The 15,809-nt window shown below is 70.9% G+C and carries 13 protein-coding genes; 2 read left to right on the forward strand and 11 right to left on the reverse strand.

From position 1 onward, the window contains the following. Window positions 1–24: 24 nt before the first annotated feature. From ACXJKQ_RS02050 to ACXJKQ_RS02090, 9 genes are all read right to left on the reverse strand, one after another. Window positions 25–654, reverse strand: coding sequence for a uracil-DNA glycosylase (locus tag ACXJKQ_RS02050; protein ID WP_457104103.1), 630 nt, complete (start codon window positions 652–654; stop codon window positions 25–27). Next, a complete protein-coding gene (locus ACXJKQ_RS02055) occupies window positions 644–1,402 on the reverse strand; it encodes a PIG-L deacetylase family protein (protein WP_457104104.1) in 759 nt (252 codons plus the stop codon). The genes ACXJKQ_RS02050 and ACXJKQ_RS02055 overlap by 11 nt, the downstream gene beginning before the upstream one ends. Window positions 1,403–1,420: 18 nt before the next feature. Beyond that, window positions 1,421–2,659: a glycosyltransferase family 4 protein gene (locus ACXJKQ_RS02060; RefSeq protein WP_457104105.1), complete on the reverse strand. Its 1,239-nt coding sequence runs from the start codon at window positions 2,657–2,659 to the stop codon at window positions 1,421–1,423. 310 nt (window positions 2,660–2,969) lie between these two features. Further along, a complete protein-coding gene (locus ACXJKQ_RS02065; RefSeq protein WP_457104106.1) occupies window positions 2,970–3,842 on the reverse strand; it encodes a sugar phosphate isomerase/epimerase family protein in 873 nt (290 codons plus the stop codon). After that, the gene (locus tag ACXJKQ_RS02070; RefSeq protein ID WP_457104107.1) at window positions 3,839–5,440 is read right to left on the reverse strand and encodes a YcaO-like family protein; all 1,602 of its coding nucleotides are present in this window, start codon (window positions 5,438–5,440) and stop codon (window positions 3,839–3,841) included. The genes ACXJKQ_RS02065 and ACXJKQ_RS02070 overlap by 4 nt, the downstream gene beginning before the upstream one ends. A 224-nt stretch (window positions 5,441–5,664) precedes the next feature. Continuing rightward, window positions 5,665–6,660: a Gfo/Idh/MocA family protein gene (locus ACXJKQ_RS02075; protein WP_457104108.1), complete on the reverse strand. Its 996-nt coding sequence runs from the start codon at window positions 6,658–6,660 to the stop codon at window positions 5,665–5,667. Then, window positions 6,660–8,039 carry a class I SAM-dependent methyltransferase gene (locus ACXJKQ_RS02080; RefSeq protein WP_457104109.1) on the reverse strand — a complete coding sequence of 460 codons (1,380 nt, stop codon included), beginning with the start codon at window positions 8,037–8,039 and terminating at the stop codon, window positions 6,660–6,662. The genes ACXJKQ_RS02075 and ACXJKQ_RS02080 overlap by 1 nt, the downstream gene beginning before the upstream one ends. A gap of 44 nt (window positions 8,040–8,083) precedes the next feature. Beyond that, a complete protein-coding gene (locus ACXJKQ_RS02085) occupies window positions 8,084–9,013 on the reverse strand; it encodes a hypothetical protein (RefSeq protein ID WP_457104110.1) in 930 nt (309 codons plus the stop codon). 41 nt (window positions 9,014–9,054) lie between these two features. After that, complete coding sequence (locus ACXJKQ_RS02090; RefSeq protein WP_457104111.1) at window positions 9,055–10,245, reverse strand: inositol-3-phosphate synthase; 1,191 nt, start codon at window positions 10,243–10,245, stop codon at window positions 9,055–9,057. Window positions 10,246–10,567: 322 nt separating this feature from the next. Between ACXJKQ_RS02090 and ACXJKQ_RS02095 the strand changes: the two genes are divergently transcribed. Continuing rightward, window positions 10,568–11,782 (forward strand): transglycosylase SLT domain-containing protein, encoded by a 1,215-nt coding sequence (locus tag ACXJKQ_RS02095; protein ID WP_457104238.1) that lies wholly within the window; start codon window positions 10,568–10,570, stop codon window positions 11,780–11,782. An 88-nt stretch (window positions 11,783–11,870) separates the two neighbouring features. On the opposite strand, the gene ACXJKQ_RS02100 is transcribed toward ACXJKQ_RS02095, so the two are convergent. Both ACXJKQ_RS02100 and ACXJKQ_RS02105 read right to left on the reverse strand, forming a co-directional pair. Beyond that, window positions 11,871–13,592, reverse strand: coding sequence for a DHA2 family efflux MFS transporter permease subunit (locus ACXJKQ_RS02100; RefSeq protein WP_457104112.1), 1,722 nt, complete (start codon window positions 13,590–13,592; stop codon window positions 11,871–11,873). Further along, entirely contained in the window at window positions 13,589–14,863 is a 1,275-nt protein-coding gene (locus tag ACXJKQ_RS02105) for an HlyD family secretion protein (protein ID WP_457104113.1), read from the reverse strand. The genes ACXJKQ_RS02100 and ACXJKQ_RS02105 overlap by 4 nt, the downstream gene beginning before the upstream one ends. 194 nt (window positions 14,864–15,057) lie before the next feature. Between ACXJKQ_RS02105 and ACXJKQ_RS02110 the strand changes: the two genes are divergently transcribed. Next, the gene (locus tag ACXJKQ_RS02110; RefSeq protein WP_457104114.1) at window positions 15,058–15,723 is read left to right on the forward strand and encodes an HdeD family acid-resistance protein; all 666 of its coding nucleotides are present in this window, start codon (window positions 15,058–15,060) and stop codon (window positions 15,721–15,723) included. The last annotated feature ends 86 nt before the right edge of the window (window positions 15,724–15,809 follow it).

Genomic DNA, 15,809 nt, shown 5'->3' on the forward strand with positions numbered 1-15,809 from the left:
AGGCCCGTGACGGGCGATCTATCCTCAGCCGGAGGTTCGATCGAGGATTGCGGCCGCCTCCGCGAGGCCGTGCCGGATCCGCTCGGGCACCTCCGGCGCGGTGCAGACATAGGTCGGGCTCGGGTGCGGCACCCGGATCACCGGCAGGTCGGGGCGGAGCGCCGCGACGGCAGGCGCCGCTTCCCCGGCGAAGCGGCCGGCCAGCACCGCCACGGCGAGGCGCGGCAGCAGGTCGAGGAGCGGGGCCAGATAGCGTGCGGCCGCCGCGACCTCCGCCCGGCGGGGCGCCCGGTTGCGGGCGCCCTCGGCGTGGATGAGCCAGGGGACCGCGTTCCAGATCAGTGTGTCGGCCCGGCTCAGCCCGGCCTCGGCGAGGAAGCGGAACAGGTTGGCGGCCGTGCCGTTCGCGCTGTCGCGGGTGACGAAGCCGGTGCGCAGCACCGCCGGGCCGGGAGTCTCGAGGAGGAGGAGCATCCGCGCTCCGACGCCGCCGTCCAGGGGGTCGGGCGCCGGGACCGGGGCGCCACACTCGGCGGATATGCGCGCCGCGAGGGCTCGGATCGGCGCGATGTGGCAGCTGCCGATCAGGGCGCGACGGGCCGCGAGGGCCTCGGGATCGGCCAGCGCCTTCGGCGCCTGCGGTTCAGCCGGCATCCAGGCTGGAAACTGCGAAGCCGAGGGAGCCCAACAGCCGGAAGCGCTCGATGCCCTCCTCCCGAGCGAGCCGCGCGTCGAGGCCGGCCATGCCGCCGAACTGGAAGCCGATCTGGCTGGCATAGGCCGCGCAGGCGGCACGCTTGAGGGCCTGCGCCTCCTGATCAAGGCGCATCGCCGGCTCGGCGAGCCCCGCGAACAGCGCCGCGAGAGGCTCCTTCGGGGCGGCGTCCCGCACCGTGTAGGGGAAGTCGCGCCACCACAGGATCGGCGGCGGCGGATCGAGGCTGCGGAGCGCCCGGACCGCCTGGACGTGGTCGACATGCCCGCCGATCGCCTGTGGGGCGAGGATCAGGTCGGGGTCCTCGGCGCCGATCAGGGCCGCCAGCGCCGGGGCGAGATCGGCGGCGATGGCATCGTCGGGTCGGGTTTCGGAAAAGAGTTCCGACGCCGCGCCGTAGCCCCGGTGCGGTGCCTCCCGGAACGGCAGGTGGACGGGGTGCGTGAGGCCGAGCGCGGCGGCGGCGCGGACATCCTCGTCCCGGCGCAGGGCCATGTAGTCGACTTCGGGCGCCAAGCCCTTGTCCAGCTGGCAGGCGAGCGCGAAGCCCGTCGGATCGGCGACGCTGCCGGTGAACAGGGTCGCCATCACCACGCGCCAGCCATCCGAGGCGAGGCTCGCCATGAGGCCGCCGCACGAGAAGGCGGCGTCGTCGAGATGGGGCGATAGGGCAAGCGCGGTGGGCACGTTTCGCGTCACTCGACCTCAGAGGAGATGCGGCTCGGCGCGGAACCGGCAGCTGGGATCGTAAGGCAGATCGCTCGGGAATTCGGTGGCCGGAGACTCGTCGCGCACGCGGGCGTAGACGTCCATGATCTGCCGCCCGACCGCATGCCAGGAATAGACCCGGCGGCACTCCTCCAGGCCGGTCGTGGCGATGCGGCGGCGCAGGTCTTCGTCCGTAATGATCCGGGTCAGCGCGGCCGCCAGCGCCGGGGTGTCGCCCGGATCGACCAGAAGCCCGTTCTCGCCGTTGCGCAGGCAGTCGGAGACGCCGACCGCGTGGCAAGAGACCGTGGCGAGCCCGGCCGCCAGCGCCTCTAGGATCGTGTTGGAGAAGCCCTCCGCATAGGTCGGCGAGACGAACACGTCGGCGCGGCGGTAGAGGTCGGGCACGGAGCCGTATTCGGCATAGCCCGTGAAGGCGACGTCGCGCTCCGAGAAGGCCAGCTCAGCGGCGAGCGCCCGGGCCGGGTCCACGTCCGGCCCGATCCCCGAGATCGTGGCCGCGAAGGGCGTGCCCTGCCGGCGCAGGATCGCGAGGGCGTCGATGAAGTCGAGCACGCCTTTCCGGCGGTCGACCCGGCCGTGGTAGAACAGGCGCACCGGCCCGGCATGGGGCGCGGGCAGCCCGTCGGGCGTCCCCTGTGCGAACCGGTCGGTGTCGACCGCGCCGGGCACGATGGTGAAGCGGGCGGGGTCCGATCCCAGCCGCCCGCAGACCTCGTCCACGAAGGAGGCGCCGCCGATCAGCAGCGCGTTGGCGTGGGCCAGAACCTCGCACATGGCGACCCGGTGGGTCTCGCAGCACGATCCGACCCAGTGGCCGTCGCCACCCTGGATCGAGACGACGCTCGGCACCCCGAGCTTGCGGGCGGCGAGCAGGACCGCCCAGCCAGTCGGGTAGCCGTACTGGGCGTGCAGGATATCGAAGGGTTTCCGGGCGTGCTCTCGGGCGATCGCGTCCACCATCGTGGCGATGTCGCGCTCGAAATCGCCCGATGTCTGCTCGCCGAGCTGTTCCAGGCCGATCACCCGCACCCCCGGCACCGGCGGGGGCGGCCCGCCGCCGTAGACCCGGGTACCGAAGGCGTCGCCGCGGTACTGCGAGATCATCGTGACGTCGTGGCCGGCGCCGACCAGCTCGCGCAGCAGGTTCTGCGCGTAGACGCTCATGCCCGATATCGCCGGGAAGTAGCGGCGGCTGAGGAAGAGGATTCTCATCGTTGCACCATCGGACACGGTCCGTTGATGACGGCGCGCGACCGGCTCCCTCTCCCGTGCGGGAGAGGGTTGGGGTGAGGGACGAGAGGTCTCAGGACAGAGCGCTCCATCGAAGCGGCGACAGGCCGAGCCATTGTCTGGGCGTTCTCGTCCCTCACCCTGTCCCTCTCCCGCATGGGCGAGGGGACCCGCGCCCGGTCTTGAAGCCGGATGTTCGGAGTGGATGGCGGAGTCGGCATGGCCGCCGGGAGCCGAGACCGGCGCCATGCCGGGACGATGGCGTGCGTACCATCAGCTAAGAGGGCCTTGCTCACTGCCATTGCCGCCGCGTCTCCTGCTCGCCGGCCATCACGGGACCGGAGCGCCGGCAGCCGCGCAGATAATCGAGGGCCTGCGGTATCATCACGTCGGCCCGGTGGCTCTCGCGGGACAACTCGACGCAGATCAGCTTGCCGAAGCTGATCTCCTCGAGCGCCTCCAGCACCCCCGGCACGTCCATGTCGCCCTCGCCGAACGGCAGGTGGATGTGGCTCCCGCGCTTCATGTCCTCGATCGCCACGGTGCCGATCCGGTCGGAGAATTCCCGCACGGCGGCTTCCGGCTCCCGCTCGCCCGTGACGAGACAATGGCCGGTGTCGAGGGCGAGCTTCAGCCCCGGCACGTCGAGGGACGCGTAATCGTCGAGCGTCTCGATCAGCATGCCGGGTTCCGGCTCCAGGCACGGCACGACCCCGGACTCGGCGGCGAAGGCCGAGACCGCGTGCAGTCCCTCGGCCAGCCAGCGCCGGGCCTCGCCGGGATCGACGCCGGGCTTCGGCACGCCGGCCCAGAACGAGACCGCCTCGGCGGACAGCATGGCGCCGATCTCGATCGCCCGCTTGAGGAAGCCGACCCGCCGGGCACGACCCGCGGCGTCGGCGGTCACCAGGGTCGGCTCGTGCTTGGCGCTGGGATCGAGGAGGAAGCGCGCGCCCGTCTCGATGACGCAGGTCAGCTCCAGCTTCTCCAGCAGGCTCGCCACGCGGCCGGCCTCGGCCGCCCAGGTCTCGGAGAAGGGGTCGAGGTGGTGGATGTCGAGGGTCAGCGCGACGCCGTCATAGCCGGCGGCCTTGATCAGGTGGATCGCGTCGTCGAGGCGGTGGTTGGCCGCGCCGTTGGTATTGTAGGCGAACCGGAGCGTCATGCCGTTCTCCCCTTCCGCTGGGCGAGGCGGAACGGCGCGTGGTGCGATTCCGGCTCGCGGTAGAGGGGATAGTGCCGGCCGACGATCCGCTCGGCCAGCGCCACGTCGAACAGCGGCTGGCCGCCGAACCGGTCCAGGGCTTCCGGCGTGAGCCGCACGGGGCGTAAGGCGTCGCTCTCGGTGCCGAAGCGGATCAGCGGGTGGTCGCGGTCGAGGAGCTTGCGCGTGTTGCGCTCGCCGATCCGGTAATAGCTCATGGTCTCGACCTCGAGCCCCGGCACGATCGCCTTCACCACGCCGACACCGCCGCCAGGCGGCGTGCAGTCGACGTAGAGCACGTCGAACCCGGCCTCCGTGAGCCGGTCGCAGGCGATCCTGCCCCGGGCATGACCGTCGGCGGCCGGGGTCGAGGGCAGGTCCGCGAAGCGCTTGGTGCTGCGCTCGGAATAGACGGTGTCGGCCAGCACGCCACGCAGGTCGGCGGCGGGCATCTCGATCCATTCGAGCATCGCCTGGAGCGCGCGGCTCTCCTCGAGGTCGAGGCTCGGGAGCGCCTTCTGGATGAAGGCGTCGATATAGCCCGGCGGCGTCACCGTGGCGGCCATCTCGAGGGGTCCGTGGCCGAAGGTCTTGCGCACCCGCGCGGCCTGGAATTCCAGCAGGGCCTTGCGCAAGGCCCGTTCCCGGTCCGGGTCGCAGGCCTCGCCGCAGGCCGAAAGGGCGATCGGCGCCGGTGTGCGGGCCGGGTCGGCGTCGTAGCCGACGACGTAGAGGTTGGTCAGGCCGAACTGGTCCGTGGCGAATTTCGGCAGCGCGCGGATGCCCAGATCCTTCAGCCGGGCCAACATCGCGGCGTTCTCCGGCCCGATGCCGTCGAGATCGAGCATCACGCCCTGGTCCAACGCCCGGAACAACAGGCCGTTACCGTCCCGCTGGAGCAGTTCGAGGACGCCGTGGCCCAGCGCGAAGGGCACGTCGGGCCCGGCGCCGAGGCCGTTGGTGATGAGGTTGGTGAAGGGCCGGTAGCCCTCCGACAGCTCGAAATAGTCGGTCGCGGCGACGTCGAGGGGCATGAGCACCACCTCGCCGTTGGCGTGCCGCACGGCGGGCGTCCATTCGAGCACCGTGTCGCGGCCGACCGGGGATCCGGCCGGCAGGCAGAGGGTGAGCGGGTCGGCCACCGCGTTCTGGCCATAGACGCGGACGAGATCGGTGTAGCGCGCCCGCTCCTTGGCACGGGGCAGGACCGCCAGCGACGGCATCAGGTTCTCGGCGATCTCCGCCACGGCGCCGATCAGCGCCTCGTCGTCGGTGGCGCCGTAGCCGATGCCCGACGGCATCGCGCCCACGAAGAACGGGTCGTCGAGGAACAGGGCCACGAACCAGACCGGGATGCCGGTGCGGTCCAGCGGCGCCAGGGGGAAGCCGACGACGCGCCCCTCCGGCAGGACGTCGAGATAGGCCTTGACCGGGTCGGGCAGGATCGCGGGCAGGCCCTCGATCGGCCGCCTGGCGCCGAAGCGGTAGGGGCGCGGCGCCTTGATCCGCTCGTGGCGGGCGCGGTCGTCCTGATCGTGGAAGGCGTCTGCGTTGCTCAAGGTTCGGTCCCGTCCCTCTCGTGTCCGCCTGTTCCGCCGCCGTGTCCCACCCGCCCCTCATCCTGAGGTGCCGCAGCGTAGCGGAGGCCTCGAAGGAGGGCTCCAGCTGGCCGCGCGATCCCTGGAGCCTTCCCTCGAGGCCCGCTGGCGCGAGCACCTCAGGAAGAGGGGGTGGATGGACTACGCCGGATCCGAGTTTGGCGATCGATCGTCCTGTCGTGTCGCTATTCCTGCCCGTAGGCACGGGCGACGAGCCGCATGGTGTGAAGGTCGCGCGCGGCCGACCACGCCGCCCGCTCCTCGGGCCGGCGCAGGGCCGAGCCGAAGGCGCGCACCTGCTCGGTGAAGGGCGAGCTGTCGACATCGAAGGCGAGCGGTTCCGGGCGGCCGCTCGCCCCGTCGATGAAGACGAGCGACCCGCCGGCCGTCTGGCCCATCGTGTTCTCGGCTACCAGCAGGCCCTTCGTGCCGACAACCTCGAGACGGCGACGGGGCAGCGCATCGGGGCAATTGTAGGCGACGTGCAGGCTCGCCAGAGCGCCCGCTTCGGTCCGCCCGATCAGAAGGGCGCCGTCGTCGACGGCGTAATCCTGAGCGCGGCTCTGGGTCAGGGCTGCGAGATCCGCGATCGGCTCGCCGAGCAGGAAGTCCACGAGGTCGAGCCCGTGCGGCGCGAGATCCATGAGCGCACCGCCGCCGGCCTGGGCGGCGTCGATCCGCCAATTCGGCTGTCCGGCCTCCGACCAGTCGCGCCCGAGCCAGCAGGCGTACACGATCCGCACCGCCGTCACGGTGCCGACCCGTCCGGCCTCGACCTGGGCGCGGATCGCCCGATGCGCCGGGTGGTGCCGCTGATCGAAGGCCGTCCCGTAGAAGACCTTTTGCGACGCGACGGCGTGCGCGATGGCCTCGGCGTCACTCAGCGTCGCCGCCATGGGCTTCTCGCACAGGATCGCCTTGCCGGCGGCGGCCAGCGCCTCGACGGCGCCGCGGTGGAGGTGGTTGGGCGTCGCCACGTAGACCGCCTCGACCGCGGGCTCGGCGATGAGACCGGCGAGGTCGGCATGGCCGCGGGCGCCTGCCCGCTCGGCCGCGGCGCGGCACTCGGGATTGGGATCGCAGACCGCGACCAGCCGATGCCCGGCGGCGCGGATGCCGGGCTCCATGTAATCGCGGGCGACCCAACCGTAGCCGACGATGCCCCAGCCGACCGCGTCCATCACCACCGCTCCGGCAGATCGACGAATTCGCGCACGCGGACGCGCTGCGTCTCCGGGCTGTCGAGTCTGCCGTCGAAGGTCAGGTGCTCGGGGCCGGGCGAGTGGAGCGGGTAGGTGGCGCGGGGGGCGTACTCCGCCTCGTAGCGCTCCGAGGGCCAGTGGATGACGTAACCGCCCTGGTCGGTGTCCTGACCACCGCCATCCAAGTGGGACGCGGGTCCCCTCTCCCGTCCGGGAGAGGGATAGGGTGAGGGATTTGCGCTTTCCGAGGACGGCGCGACGGCAGTGCGCGTCGATGGCGCACTCTGTGCCGAAACGTCGTAACCCTCGCCCCGACCCTCTCCCGCACGGAAAAGGGAGCCCGTCGCGTCCGCCATCACGGGCACATAGAGCGGGTTGAGCCGCAGCACGGTGCCGGGCTTCGGCAGGGTCAGGCCGTCGATCAGGGCGCGCGGCGCCGGGCGCATCCCGGGGCCGCACACCACCGAGAACGCCTCGCAGGTTCGCAGGGCGGCGGGATCCTGCGGGCCCGGCGCCCGCGCCTCGACCAGCGCCCGGGTCAGCTCCGCGTCGTCGTAGACGAGGGCATCGGGGAAGAACTCGGCGATCTCCTCCGCGGTCACGGCCCTGCCGGCCGAGAAGCCCGGGCAGTCGCGGTTGTGGATGTGGCTGAGCGCCAGCCAACCGTCGTCGCCGGCGTTCTGACGGAGGTTCTCCAGCAGCGCCGCCTTGTCGTCGAGGAAGTAGAAGGCGTCGTTGCAGACGACCAGGTCGACCGGCGCCCCGGGGATCGGCCAGTGGGGCGAGCCGGCATCGAAGCAGACGAGCTGCGCCTTCTCGGCGACGACCCAATGGCGCGCCACCCAGAGCTTGGCGAAGACAACGTCGGCCCCGGAGACCTTGCAGCCGCGCCGCTGCAGCTCCCGCAGGTAGTGGCCGATGCCGCAGGCGAACTCGAAGACGCAGACCGGCTCGTTCCAGTGCGCCTCCAGCAACGAAAGGCCGGCCAGGAAGGTCGGATCGCTCCAGCGGTGCAGGAAGTAGTCGCCGACGCGGCCCCAGCCGAGGCGTTCGACCGCGTCGCGGAGCGTCGCTGTGCGGCGCTCCTTGATGAGCTGGATGATCCCGGCCGGGTCGGCGGGCGGGCCGTTCCACCAATCATCCTGATCGACCAGCAGGGCAGCGAGCGCCTCGTCGGGCTCGCCCGCGTCGAGATGGGCCAGGACCCGCTCGATCAACGCCTCGCGGTTGATCCGTAGATACGGAATGCCGTCGATCACGGGCCAGCGTGCGCCGGTCTCCGCGTCGCGCAAAGCGTGCGGGCCGTCGGCCTTCAGCGGGTTGCCGGTATCCGGCGAGTGGAGTTCGAACGGGATCATGGTTCTCGGGGCCGTCCCGGCAGATGGGCGACCGGGTCCGGCGATCAAGGGATGCGCATGTCGGCGAGGACACGATCGTGGAAGCCCTTGACCGGGCCGGCATGGACCAGCTCCCACTCGTCGAGCACCATCCCCATCGTGGTCGAGGCCCCGCGGAGGTGCTGGGCGATCTGGAGAACCCGGTCGATGCAATCCGCCGCGTGGAAGGCGCGGCCCTCCGCGGTGGCGTCGTCGGGCAGGACCGCGCGGGCGCGCTCGACCTGGCTGCGCAGGGGCTCGGCGAGTTCGGCGAGCGCCCAGCCCGTGGTCGTGGCCATGACCGGCCCGAGATGGTCGCCGAGCAGCATCTCGCCGGTGAACCCGGCATCCGGCATCGCGGCATTGTGGAAGTGGTGGGCCATCGCAGCCAGGAACACGGTGCCGGGGTCCGCCCGGTAGAACGGGCTGAGGCAGACGCCGTAGGCCGCGACGATCAGGCAGTGCTCGGCGTGGTTCTCGGGCGGCTCCAGCAGGATGCGGGCGCGGCCGGGACAGGTGACGCCGGCCCGCGGCTGCTGCGCCAGGGCGGCGACGAAGCCCGGCAGGGGACCAGGCTGGCCCGCCGGACGCGGCGCGAGGCGTGCACGCAGGCGCGTCCGCAGGTCCGCATCGAGGTCGGCGGTGACGGCATCGAAGCCCGCGACCAGCACTTCGGAAGCCGCCGCCTCCGAGAGCCCGGCGGCCGTGAGGAAGGCGGCGTCGAGATCGCAGAGCCGCGTCGCCGCGAGAGTCGTGGCGGTGATGTCGAGGGCCACGTCGTCGGGCGGGCTCCCGCCGGTGAGGAGCCCCCACCCCTGTGCGAACAGGCGTTCGGCGATCGATCCCTGGCGGCCCGCGGAGCGGACGCGCTTGAGGTCGTTCATCTCGACCAGGAGGTCGCGCAGGGCCTCCGGCGCTGCCGCGCCGGGGGAAGACGGCAGGGTTTCGTTGGGCATCGTCTCGTTCCGAAAAGCCGTCTCCCCTGTGGCGATGCGGCCTAGTGCACGCCCAGCCAGTCGCGGAGCATCTGCTCCTGCTTGCCGAAGGCGTGCTCCGGCCCGTGGCCGTTCTTGACCATCGGAGCCTTGAAGAAGGTCGAGAGCTGCTCCTGGACCCCGCCGTCACCGCGCGTGTGGGCGAGGTCGAGCACGCGGGCGATCTCGATGACCAGCGGGGCGGCCAGGATCGAGTCCTTGCAGAGGAAGTTCACCTTCACCTGCATGCGCTGGCCCATGAAGCCGGTGACGTCGATGTTGTCCCAGGCTTCCTTGTCGTCGCCGCGCGGCCGGTAATAGTGGATGTGCACGAGGTGGTCCTCGACCGGGTAGCCGAGGATCGAGTCGAGCACCGTGCCCTTGGTGTTGAGCTTCGACTGAAGCGAGTTCGGGTCGTTCAAGGCGAGGCCGTCGCGGTTGCCGAGGATGTTGGTCGAGAACCAGCCGTCGACGTGCAGCGCGCGGGCCTTGAAGGCGGGGGCCAGCACGGTCTTCATCATGGTCTGGCCGGTCTTGCCGTCCTTGCCGGCCACCGGCACGTTCAGCTCCTTGGCGAGGTCGAGGAGCGCCGGGACGTCGGCGGCCACGCTCGGGGTGAAGTTGGCGTAGGGAATGCCGCTCTTGATCGCCGCGTAGGCGTAGAGCATCGCCGGGGAGATCGCCTCGTCGCTGGAATCCAGGCCCTTCTCGAAGGCCGCGGTGGAGTTCAGGGTCGGGTCGCTCAGGTCGGGCCAGCGCTCCGTGGAGGCGAGGTTCACCACCACGACGTCGTCGAGGTTGCTCTCCTTCTGGAAGCGCCGCAGGTCGTTGGCGATGACCGAGACCGCCTCGCGGTGGTCCTTGGCGACGATGCGGTTCTGACCGTCGATGTTCTTGCAGAACTTGGCGCTGCCGACCGCCGGCCAGGGGGTGATCCCCTTCAGGGCGTTGGCGCCGTCCTCGATGTCGTCCTTCGAGAGGACGCCATGGCCGCTGGCCGCGGAGGCGAGGTCGTCGCCGTTGAGGTCCCATCCGCCGAAGACGAGATCCTTGTAGTCGGCCATCCCCGCCACGGAGAGGCCGGCGAGCGGCAGTCCGTCGAGTCTGTTCGAACCGGATTTGATCATCTCGATGCCGGCGATGGCGGTGGTGGCGACAGCGCCGCCCATGCCAACGAATGCGACACCGACGCGGCGACCGGACTGCATGCTCATCGGAAACTGATGTCCTTGTGCGGACGCGGGTGGCGTCTCGGACGGAAAGTACGACCCCCCCGGGGCCGTACCTAACTGGCTCGGACGGGCCGCGTTCCAACCCGAATGCGACAACATTGCGCCTCCGTCGCGCCCGGCGCGGACGGCTCGCCGGGTTAACGCGCCGCTAACGGGCAGGGTTAACCCTTCGTTGACCGTGCCACGCTTGGATCACGGGGCCGTCCCATTCTGGTCACGGCCGGCGTCGATAGGGCGGCCGCTTCGAGAAACCCGGCCGACAGAGCCGGGCCGATGCAAGGACCGATCTAGAAGAGGACCAATGATGGGGGTTTTCCCGGAGCCGGCGCATCGCGCCGACGACGTGAACCGACTCGTGCCGCAAATCCTGAACGGCGCGGGCCATTTCGAGGATGAAGCCGTGGCGTGGCTGCCGCGGGCTGGACGCAAGACAGAGCGCCGGTCACTTCGCCGCACCGGCCTTGGCCGGCTCACCGGGACGCTGGCGCTCGGCCTCGTCGCCGGGTTCGGCCTGCCGCAGGCAGCCTTCGCGCCGGCCGCCCAGGCTCACGACCGGATCGACACCAGCCCGCGTGCCGCCCAGTCGCTGGCTCAACGGGCGTCGGAGCCCACGGTTCCCGCCGAGGGGCCGGCTTCGTCGGCCGCGGAGGCCTGGAAGGGCCTGCCCGTGCCGGAGCAGGAGCCTGCCACCACGGCCCTGATTCAGGAAGACCTCGCGGCCCTGCCGCGGGTGAAGCAGGACCAGGGTCAGGATGCGGTGCAGTTCGGCGAGCGGAGCGTCCCGCGAAAGGTGGTCGACACCATCGTCAAGGCCTCCGACGAGGCCGGGGTCGACCCCGTCTACATGATGGCGCTGGCCGACAAGGAATCGAGCTTCGACACGGACGCGAAGGCCGCGACCTCCTCGGCGGCGGGCCTGTTCCAGTTCGTCGCCCGCACGTGGCTGGAGATGATCCGCGACTACGGCGCCCGCTACGGGCTCGCCGAGGAGGCCGCCGCCGTGAAGGGCCGGGGCTCCGCCATCACGGTCACGGGCAGCATGCGCGCCCGGATCCTCGGGCTGCGCAACGATCCCCGCGTCGCCGCCCTCATGGCGGCCGAGCTGATCAAGCGCGACCGCGAGCGGATCGAGGCCCGGGTCGGGCGCGCGCTCACGACGACCGAGCTGTATCTCGCCCATTTCCTCGGCACCGCGAGCGCCGGACGCTTCCTGTCGCTCTCCTCCGAGAAGCCGGACGAGGTCGCCGGACGCGAGTTCCGGAGCGCGGCCCGGGCCAATCGCAGCCTGTTCACCGAGAAGGCGGGCGGCAAGCGCCGCAGCCTCACGGTCGCGGAACTGCACGGTCGGCTCGACGACATGATCGACCGGCGCCTGACCCGCTACCAGGGTGTCGCGGCGGTGGCCGAAGCGCTCGACAAGGCAGGGGCCGCGACCGACGTGGCGTCCGACGAGTCCGGCCGGAACGCCGGCACCCGCCGCGTCGAGGTGACGGAGGCCCTGCCGCCGGACGGGGTGTGATGATCCTGTCGGGCCGCGGGCCTTCCGGACCGGGCCGCGTCGTCCGGCGGGACCCGAGGGCCGCGCGATGCGCGGCTCTCCCGTCCCCTTAATGCCCCCCTGCCGGTGCGCCGCCCCCGAGCTTGACGCTCTTCAGGCTCAGGGCCAGGGGCACCGCGCAGGCGGCGACGAGGCCCATCACCCAGAACACGTCGATATAGGCCCAGTAGGCCACCTGGGTGCTGAGGATGTTGCCGAGCCACGCGGTCGCCTGGCTCTGGGCCTCGACGCCGGCATAGCCGTGTTCGGAGAAGTACTGCGTCGCCTGCCGCATGGTCTCCTGATAGGCCGGTGACGTGGGGTTGACGCTCTCGACCAGCCGGCTCTGGTGGAACTGGCTCCGGTAGGCCAGCATGTTCTGGGCGAGGGAGACGCCCATCGACCCGCCGACGTTGCGGGCGACGTTGATCAGCGCCGAGGCCTGATCCGTCTGATCCTTGCGGAGCCCCTCGTACGAGGCGGACGTGATCGACAGGAACACCATCGGCAGGCCGAGGCCGATATAGACCCGCGACCACGCGAAGAACGAGAACGTGGTCGAGCCGTCGATCCGCGTCAGGTCGTACATCCCGAGGGCGACGATGGTCATGCCGGCGGCGATCAGCCATTTCGGCTGCAGGTAGGCGGAGACGCGTCCGGTCAGGAACATCATCACCACGGTGACGATGCCGCCCGGACCGAGCACGAGGCCCGACAGGGTGGCGGTGTAGCCGTAATATTCCTGCGTGATCTGCGGGATGAACTGCGTCGTCGCGATCAGGATCGCGCCGGTGAACATCATCACCAAGAAGCAGGAGCCGAACTGGCGGTTGCCGATGAGGCTGAGGTCGACGGCCGGGTTCTTCTTGTTCAGGAGCCACGGAATCATGGCGGCGAACGAGACCACCATCAGCACGCCGGATACGTTCATCAGCGTCGAAGTGCCGAACCAGTCCTTCCGCTGCCCCTCGTCGAGGATCACCTCCAACGAGCCGAGGAACAGGGCGACCAGCACGAAGCCGACGATGTCGAAACGGATGCCCTTGCGGACCAGGGCGCGCCGCTCCTTCTTGGCCGCCGCGCTGTCCTCGATCAGCCAGTACATCAGCCCCAGGGCGATGACGCCCACCGGCCCGTTGATCAGGAAACACCAGTGCCAGGAGGCGTTGTCGGAGAGCCAGCCGCCGAGCGTCGGGCCGATCACCGGCGCCACCACGATGGCGACCCCGTAGAGCGCGAAGGCCTGGCCGCGCTTCGCGGGCGGGAAGGAATCGGCCAGGATCGACTGCGCAAGCGGCGCCATGCCGCCGCCGCCGAGCCCCTGCAGCACCCGGAACAGCAGCAGGGATTCCAGGCTCCAGGCGAAGCCGCACAGGATCGACGAGACGGTGAACAGCGCCACCGACCACATGAAGAACGCCTTGCGTCCGTAGCGCTTGGCCAGGAAGCTCGAGGCCGTCAGCGTGATCGCGTTGGCCACGAGGTAGCTCGTCACCACCCAGGCCGCCTCGTCGGGGCCGACCGCGAGGCCGCCCGAGATGTAGCGAAGCGCCACGTTGGCGATGGTGGTGTCCAGCACCTCCATGAAGGTCGCCAGCGCCACCACGCCGGCGATCAGCCACGGATTGTGGCCGCCCGGCGCCTTGGCCGACGCCTTGCTTGACGCCTTGCCCGACGCCGTGGCGGACCCTTTGCCCGACCCCTGGCCCGAAGCTCCGGCCGTCTGCGCCCGACCCGCGTTCGCGCTGCGGCCGGACGCGGCCGCGCTCCCCTGACCGGCCACAATGCTCACCGCACCGTGACGGTCGGGACGATCGACATGCCCGGGCCGATCGACACGTCCGTCGGCCAATCCCTGACGACGATCTTGACCGGGATGCGCTGGGTCACCTTCACGTAGTTGCCGGTGGCATTCTGGGCCGGGAGCAGGCTGAAGGCGGTGCCGGAGCCCGGCTGGACGGAGGCCACCGTCCCGTGGATCTTGCGGCCCGGATAGGCGTCGATCTCGAGATCGACCGGCTGGTCCGGGCGCATGTCGGCGATCTGGGTCTCCTTGAAGTTCGCCGTCACCCAGATGTCGTCGGGCACGAACATCGCCAGGCTCTGGCCGGCCTGCGCGAGCTGGCCGACACCGCCGGTGAGCCGGACGACGCGGCCGGCCTGCACGGCGCGGACCGTCGTGTAGCCGAGGTTCAGCTCGGCCTGCTCGACCTGCGCCTTGTCGCGGGCGAGCTGCGCCTGGGTCGAGGCCTTCTGGGCCTGGAGGGCGCCGATCTGCTTCTGCGCGGCGACCACGCTGGCATTGGCGCTCTGCACGGAGGCCTGCCGCTGCTGCAGCGTCGAGGTCGCGGATTGCGACTGCTGGATCGAGCCGGAGCCGCGCTCGGCGAGGTCCTTGTAGCGGGCCGCATCCTCCTGGGCGAACTTCAACGCCGCCTCGGCGGTGGCGACCTGCGCCTTGGACACGTCGATATTGGCGTCCTGCGCCTGGATCTGCGCGTCGAGGTTCTTGATGCCGGCCTCGTCGGCCTCGACCTGCGCCTGCGCCTGATCGAGGGCGATCTGGTAGTCGCGCCGGTAGATCTGGAACAGGATCTGGCCGGCCGCGACATGCTGGTTGTCGGTGACCGGCACGTCGACGAGGTAGCCACCGACCTTCGGCTGGATCGCGATACTGCGCGCATCGACGAAGGCGTCGTCCGTGCTCTCGTAGGGGTGCATGTACAGCAGCCAGTAGAAGAACACGCCCACGCAGAGCGCGACGACGGCGAGGCCGCCGAGCAGGAACGCGAACGGGTGGCGGCGCAGGATGTTGGGACGTCCCTCATCGTCGTCCGCGTCGTCCGGCTCCACGCCGTCGTCCGCCTCCGGCGCGTCGGGCTCCTCAACGGCTCCGTCGTTCGTGCCGGGTTTGCGCGCCGACGCGTCGTCCGCGGCGGGCGGATCGAAGGTCGCTCCGGCCGATCCGACATCGAGGACATCGCGATCGGGCGCGCCGCTCCGGCCGCCGGCCGAACGCGCGCGTGCCGCGTCCTCGAAGGACTGCCGCTGATCGTCAAACATGGGAAGTCGCCGCCCGATGGGCCGGCCACCTGTCGGTGACCGGGCTTGTCGCATCGCCCGCCTCAGGCAGCACAAGCCAGTCGCCGGTCCAAGGTTCCATGCGTGGCGCCCCCGGGTCAGGAACGCATGCCGCACTGCGGCGTTCTGCGCACGGAACCTTTGCCGTTCTCGGCTCGAAGACCCAGGAGTCCGCCATGACCAGCAGCCCATCCCCGAGGCCGCACATACCCGGCACCGGTTCCACGACCTCGCCCACCGGCATCCCGCTCGTCGGTGTCGCCCGCCTCGATGCCATGAGCGCCGCGCTCGCGCGGAACTGGTGGCTCGTGGCCCTGCGCGGGGTCGTCGCGATCCTGTTCGGCGCCATCGCGTTCATCGCGCCCGGGGCGTTCGTGCTCTCCCTGGTGCTGTTCTTCGCCGCCTACATGTTCGCCGACGGCGTCATCGCCATCGTGGGCGCGGTCCGGGCCGCGCAGCGGCACGAGCGCTGGGGCTTCATGCTGATCGAAGGCCTCGTCGATATCATCGTGGGCGTCGCCGCGGTTCTCGTGCCGGCGGCGGCGGTCTGGGCCTTCGTGCTCCTGCTCGCCGTATGGGCGCTGGTGACCGGCGGCCTGATGATCGCGGCGGCTTTCCGCCTGCACCTCCATTACGGGCGGTGGTGGCTGGTCCTCGGCGGCCTCGTCTCGATCCTGTTCGGGGTCGCCCTGATCCTCGAGCCGGGCATGTCGGCCCTGGTGCTGACGTGGTGGATCGGATCCTACACCTTCGCCTTCGGCGTGCTGCTCCTGATCCTGGCCTTCAAGCTGCGCAGCCGGTACGGGCCGGCCGCGGGACCGACCCCGCCGCTCGGCCGCTGAAGCGGACCGGACGCCGGCTCGAACTCCGTGGCCCGATCCACACGGTCGCGGCGCGATCGGCCTGCCGGTCCGTCTGCGTCGTCACA

This window comes from Methylobacterium sp. P5_C11 (assembly GCF_054049775.1).

Coding starts and splice junctions, on each gene's coding strand:
- ACXJKQ_RS02075 (WP_457104108.1), bottom strand. CDS start 6,660: ATGGACGCGGTCGGCTGGGGCATCGTCGGCTACGGTTGGGTCGCCCGC.
- ACXJKQ_RS02110 (WP_457104114.1), top strand. CDS start 15,058: ATGACCAGCAGCCCATCCCCGAGGCCGCACATACCCGGCACCGGTTCC.
- ACXJKQ_RS02095 (WP_457104238.1), top strand. CDS start 10,568: ATGGGGGTTTTCCCGGAGCCGGCGCATCGCGCCGACGACGTGAACCGA.
- ACXJKQ_RS02085 (WP_457104110.1), bottom strand. CDS start 9,013: ATGCCCAACGAAACCCTGCCGTCTTCCCCCGGCGCGGCAGCGCCGGAG.
- ACXJKQ_RS02060 (WP_457104105.1), bottom strand. CDS start 2,659: ATGAGAATCCTCTTCCTCAGCCGCCGCTACTTCCCGGCGATATCGGGC.
- ACXJKQ_RS02050 (WP_457104103.1), bottom strand. CDS start 654: ATGCCGGCTGAACCGCAGGCGCCGAAGGCGCTGGCCGATCCCGAGGCC.
- ACXJKQ_RS02090 (WP_457104111.1), bottom strand. CDS start 10,245: ATGAGCATGCAGTCCGGTCGCCGCGTCGGTGTCGCATTCGTTGGCATG.
- ACXJKQ_RS02080 (WP_457104109.1), bottom strand. CDS start 8,039: ATGATCCCGTTCGAACTCCACTCGCCGGATACCGGCAACCCGCTGAAG.
- ACXJKQ_RS02105 (WP_457104113.1), bottom strand. CDS start 14,863: ATGTTTGACGATCAGCGGCAGTCCTTCGAGGACGCGGCACGCGCGCGT.
- ACXJKQ_RS02065 (WP_457104106.1), bottom strand. CDS start 3,842: ATGACGCTCCGGTTCGCCTACAATACCAACGGCGCGGCCAACCACCGC.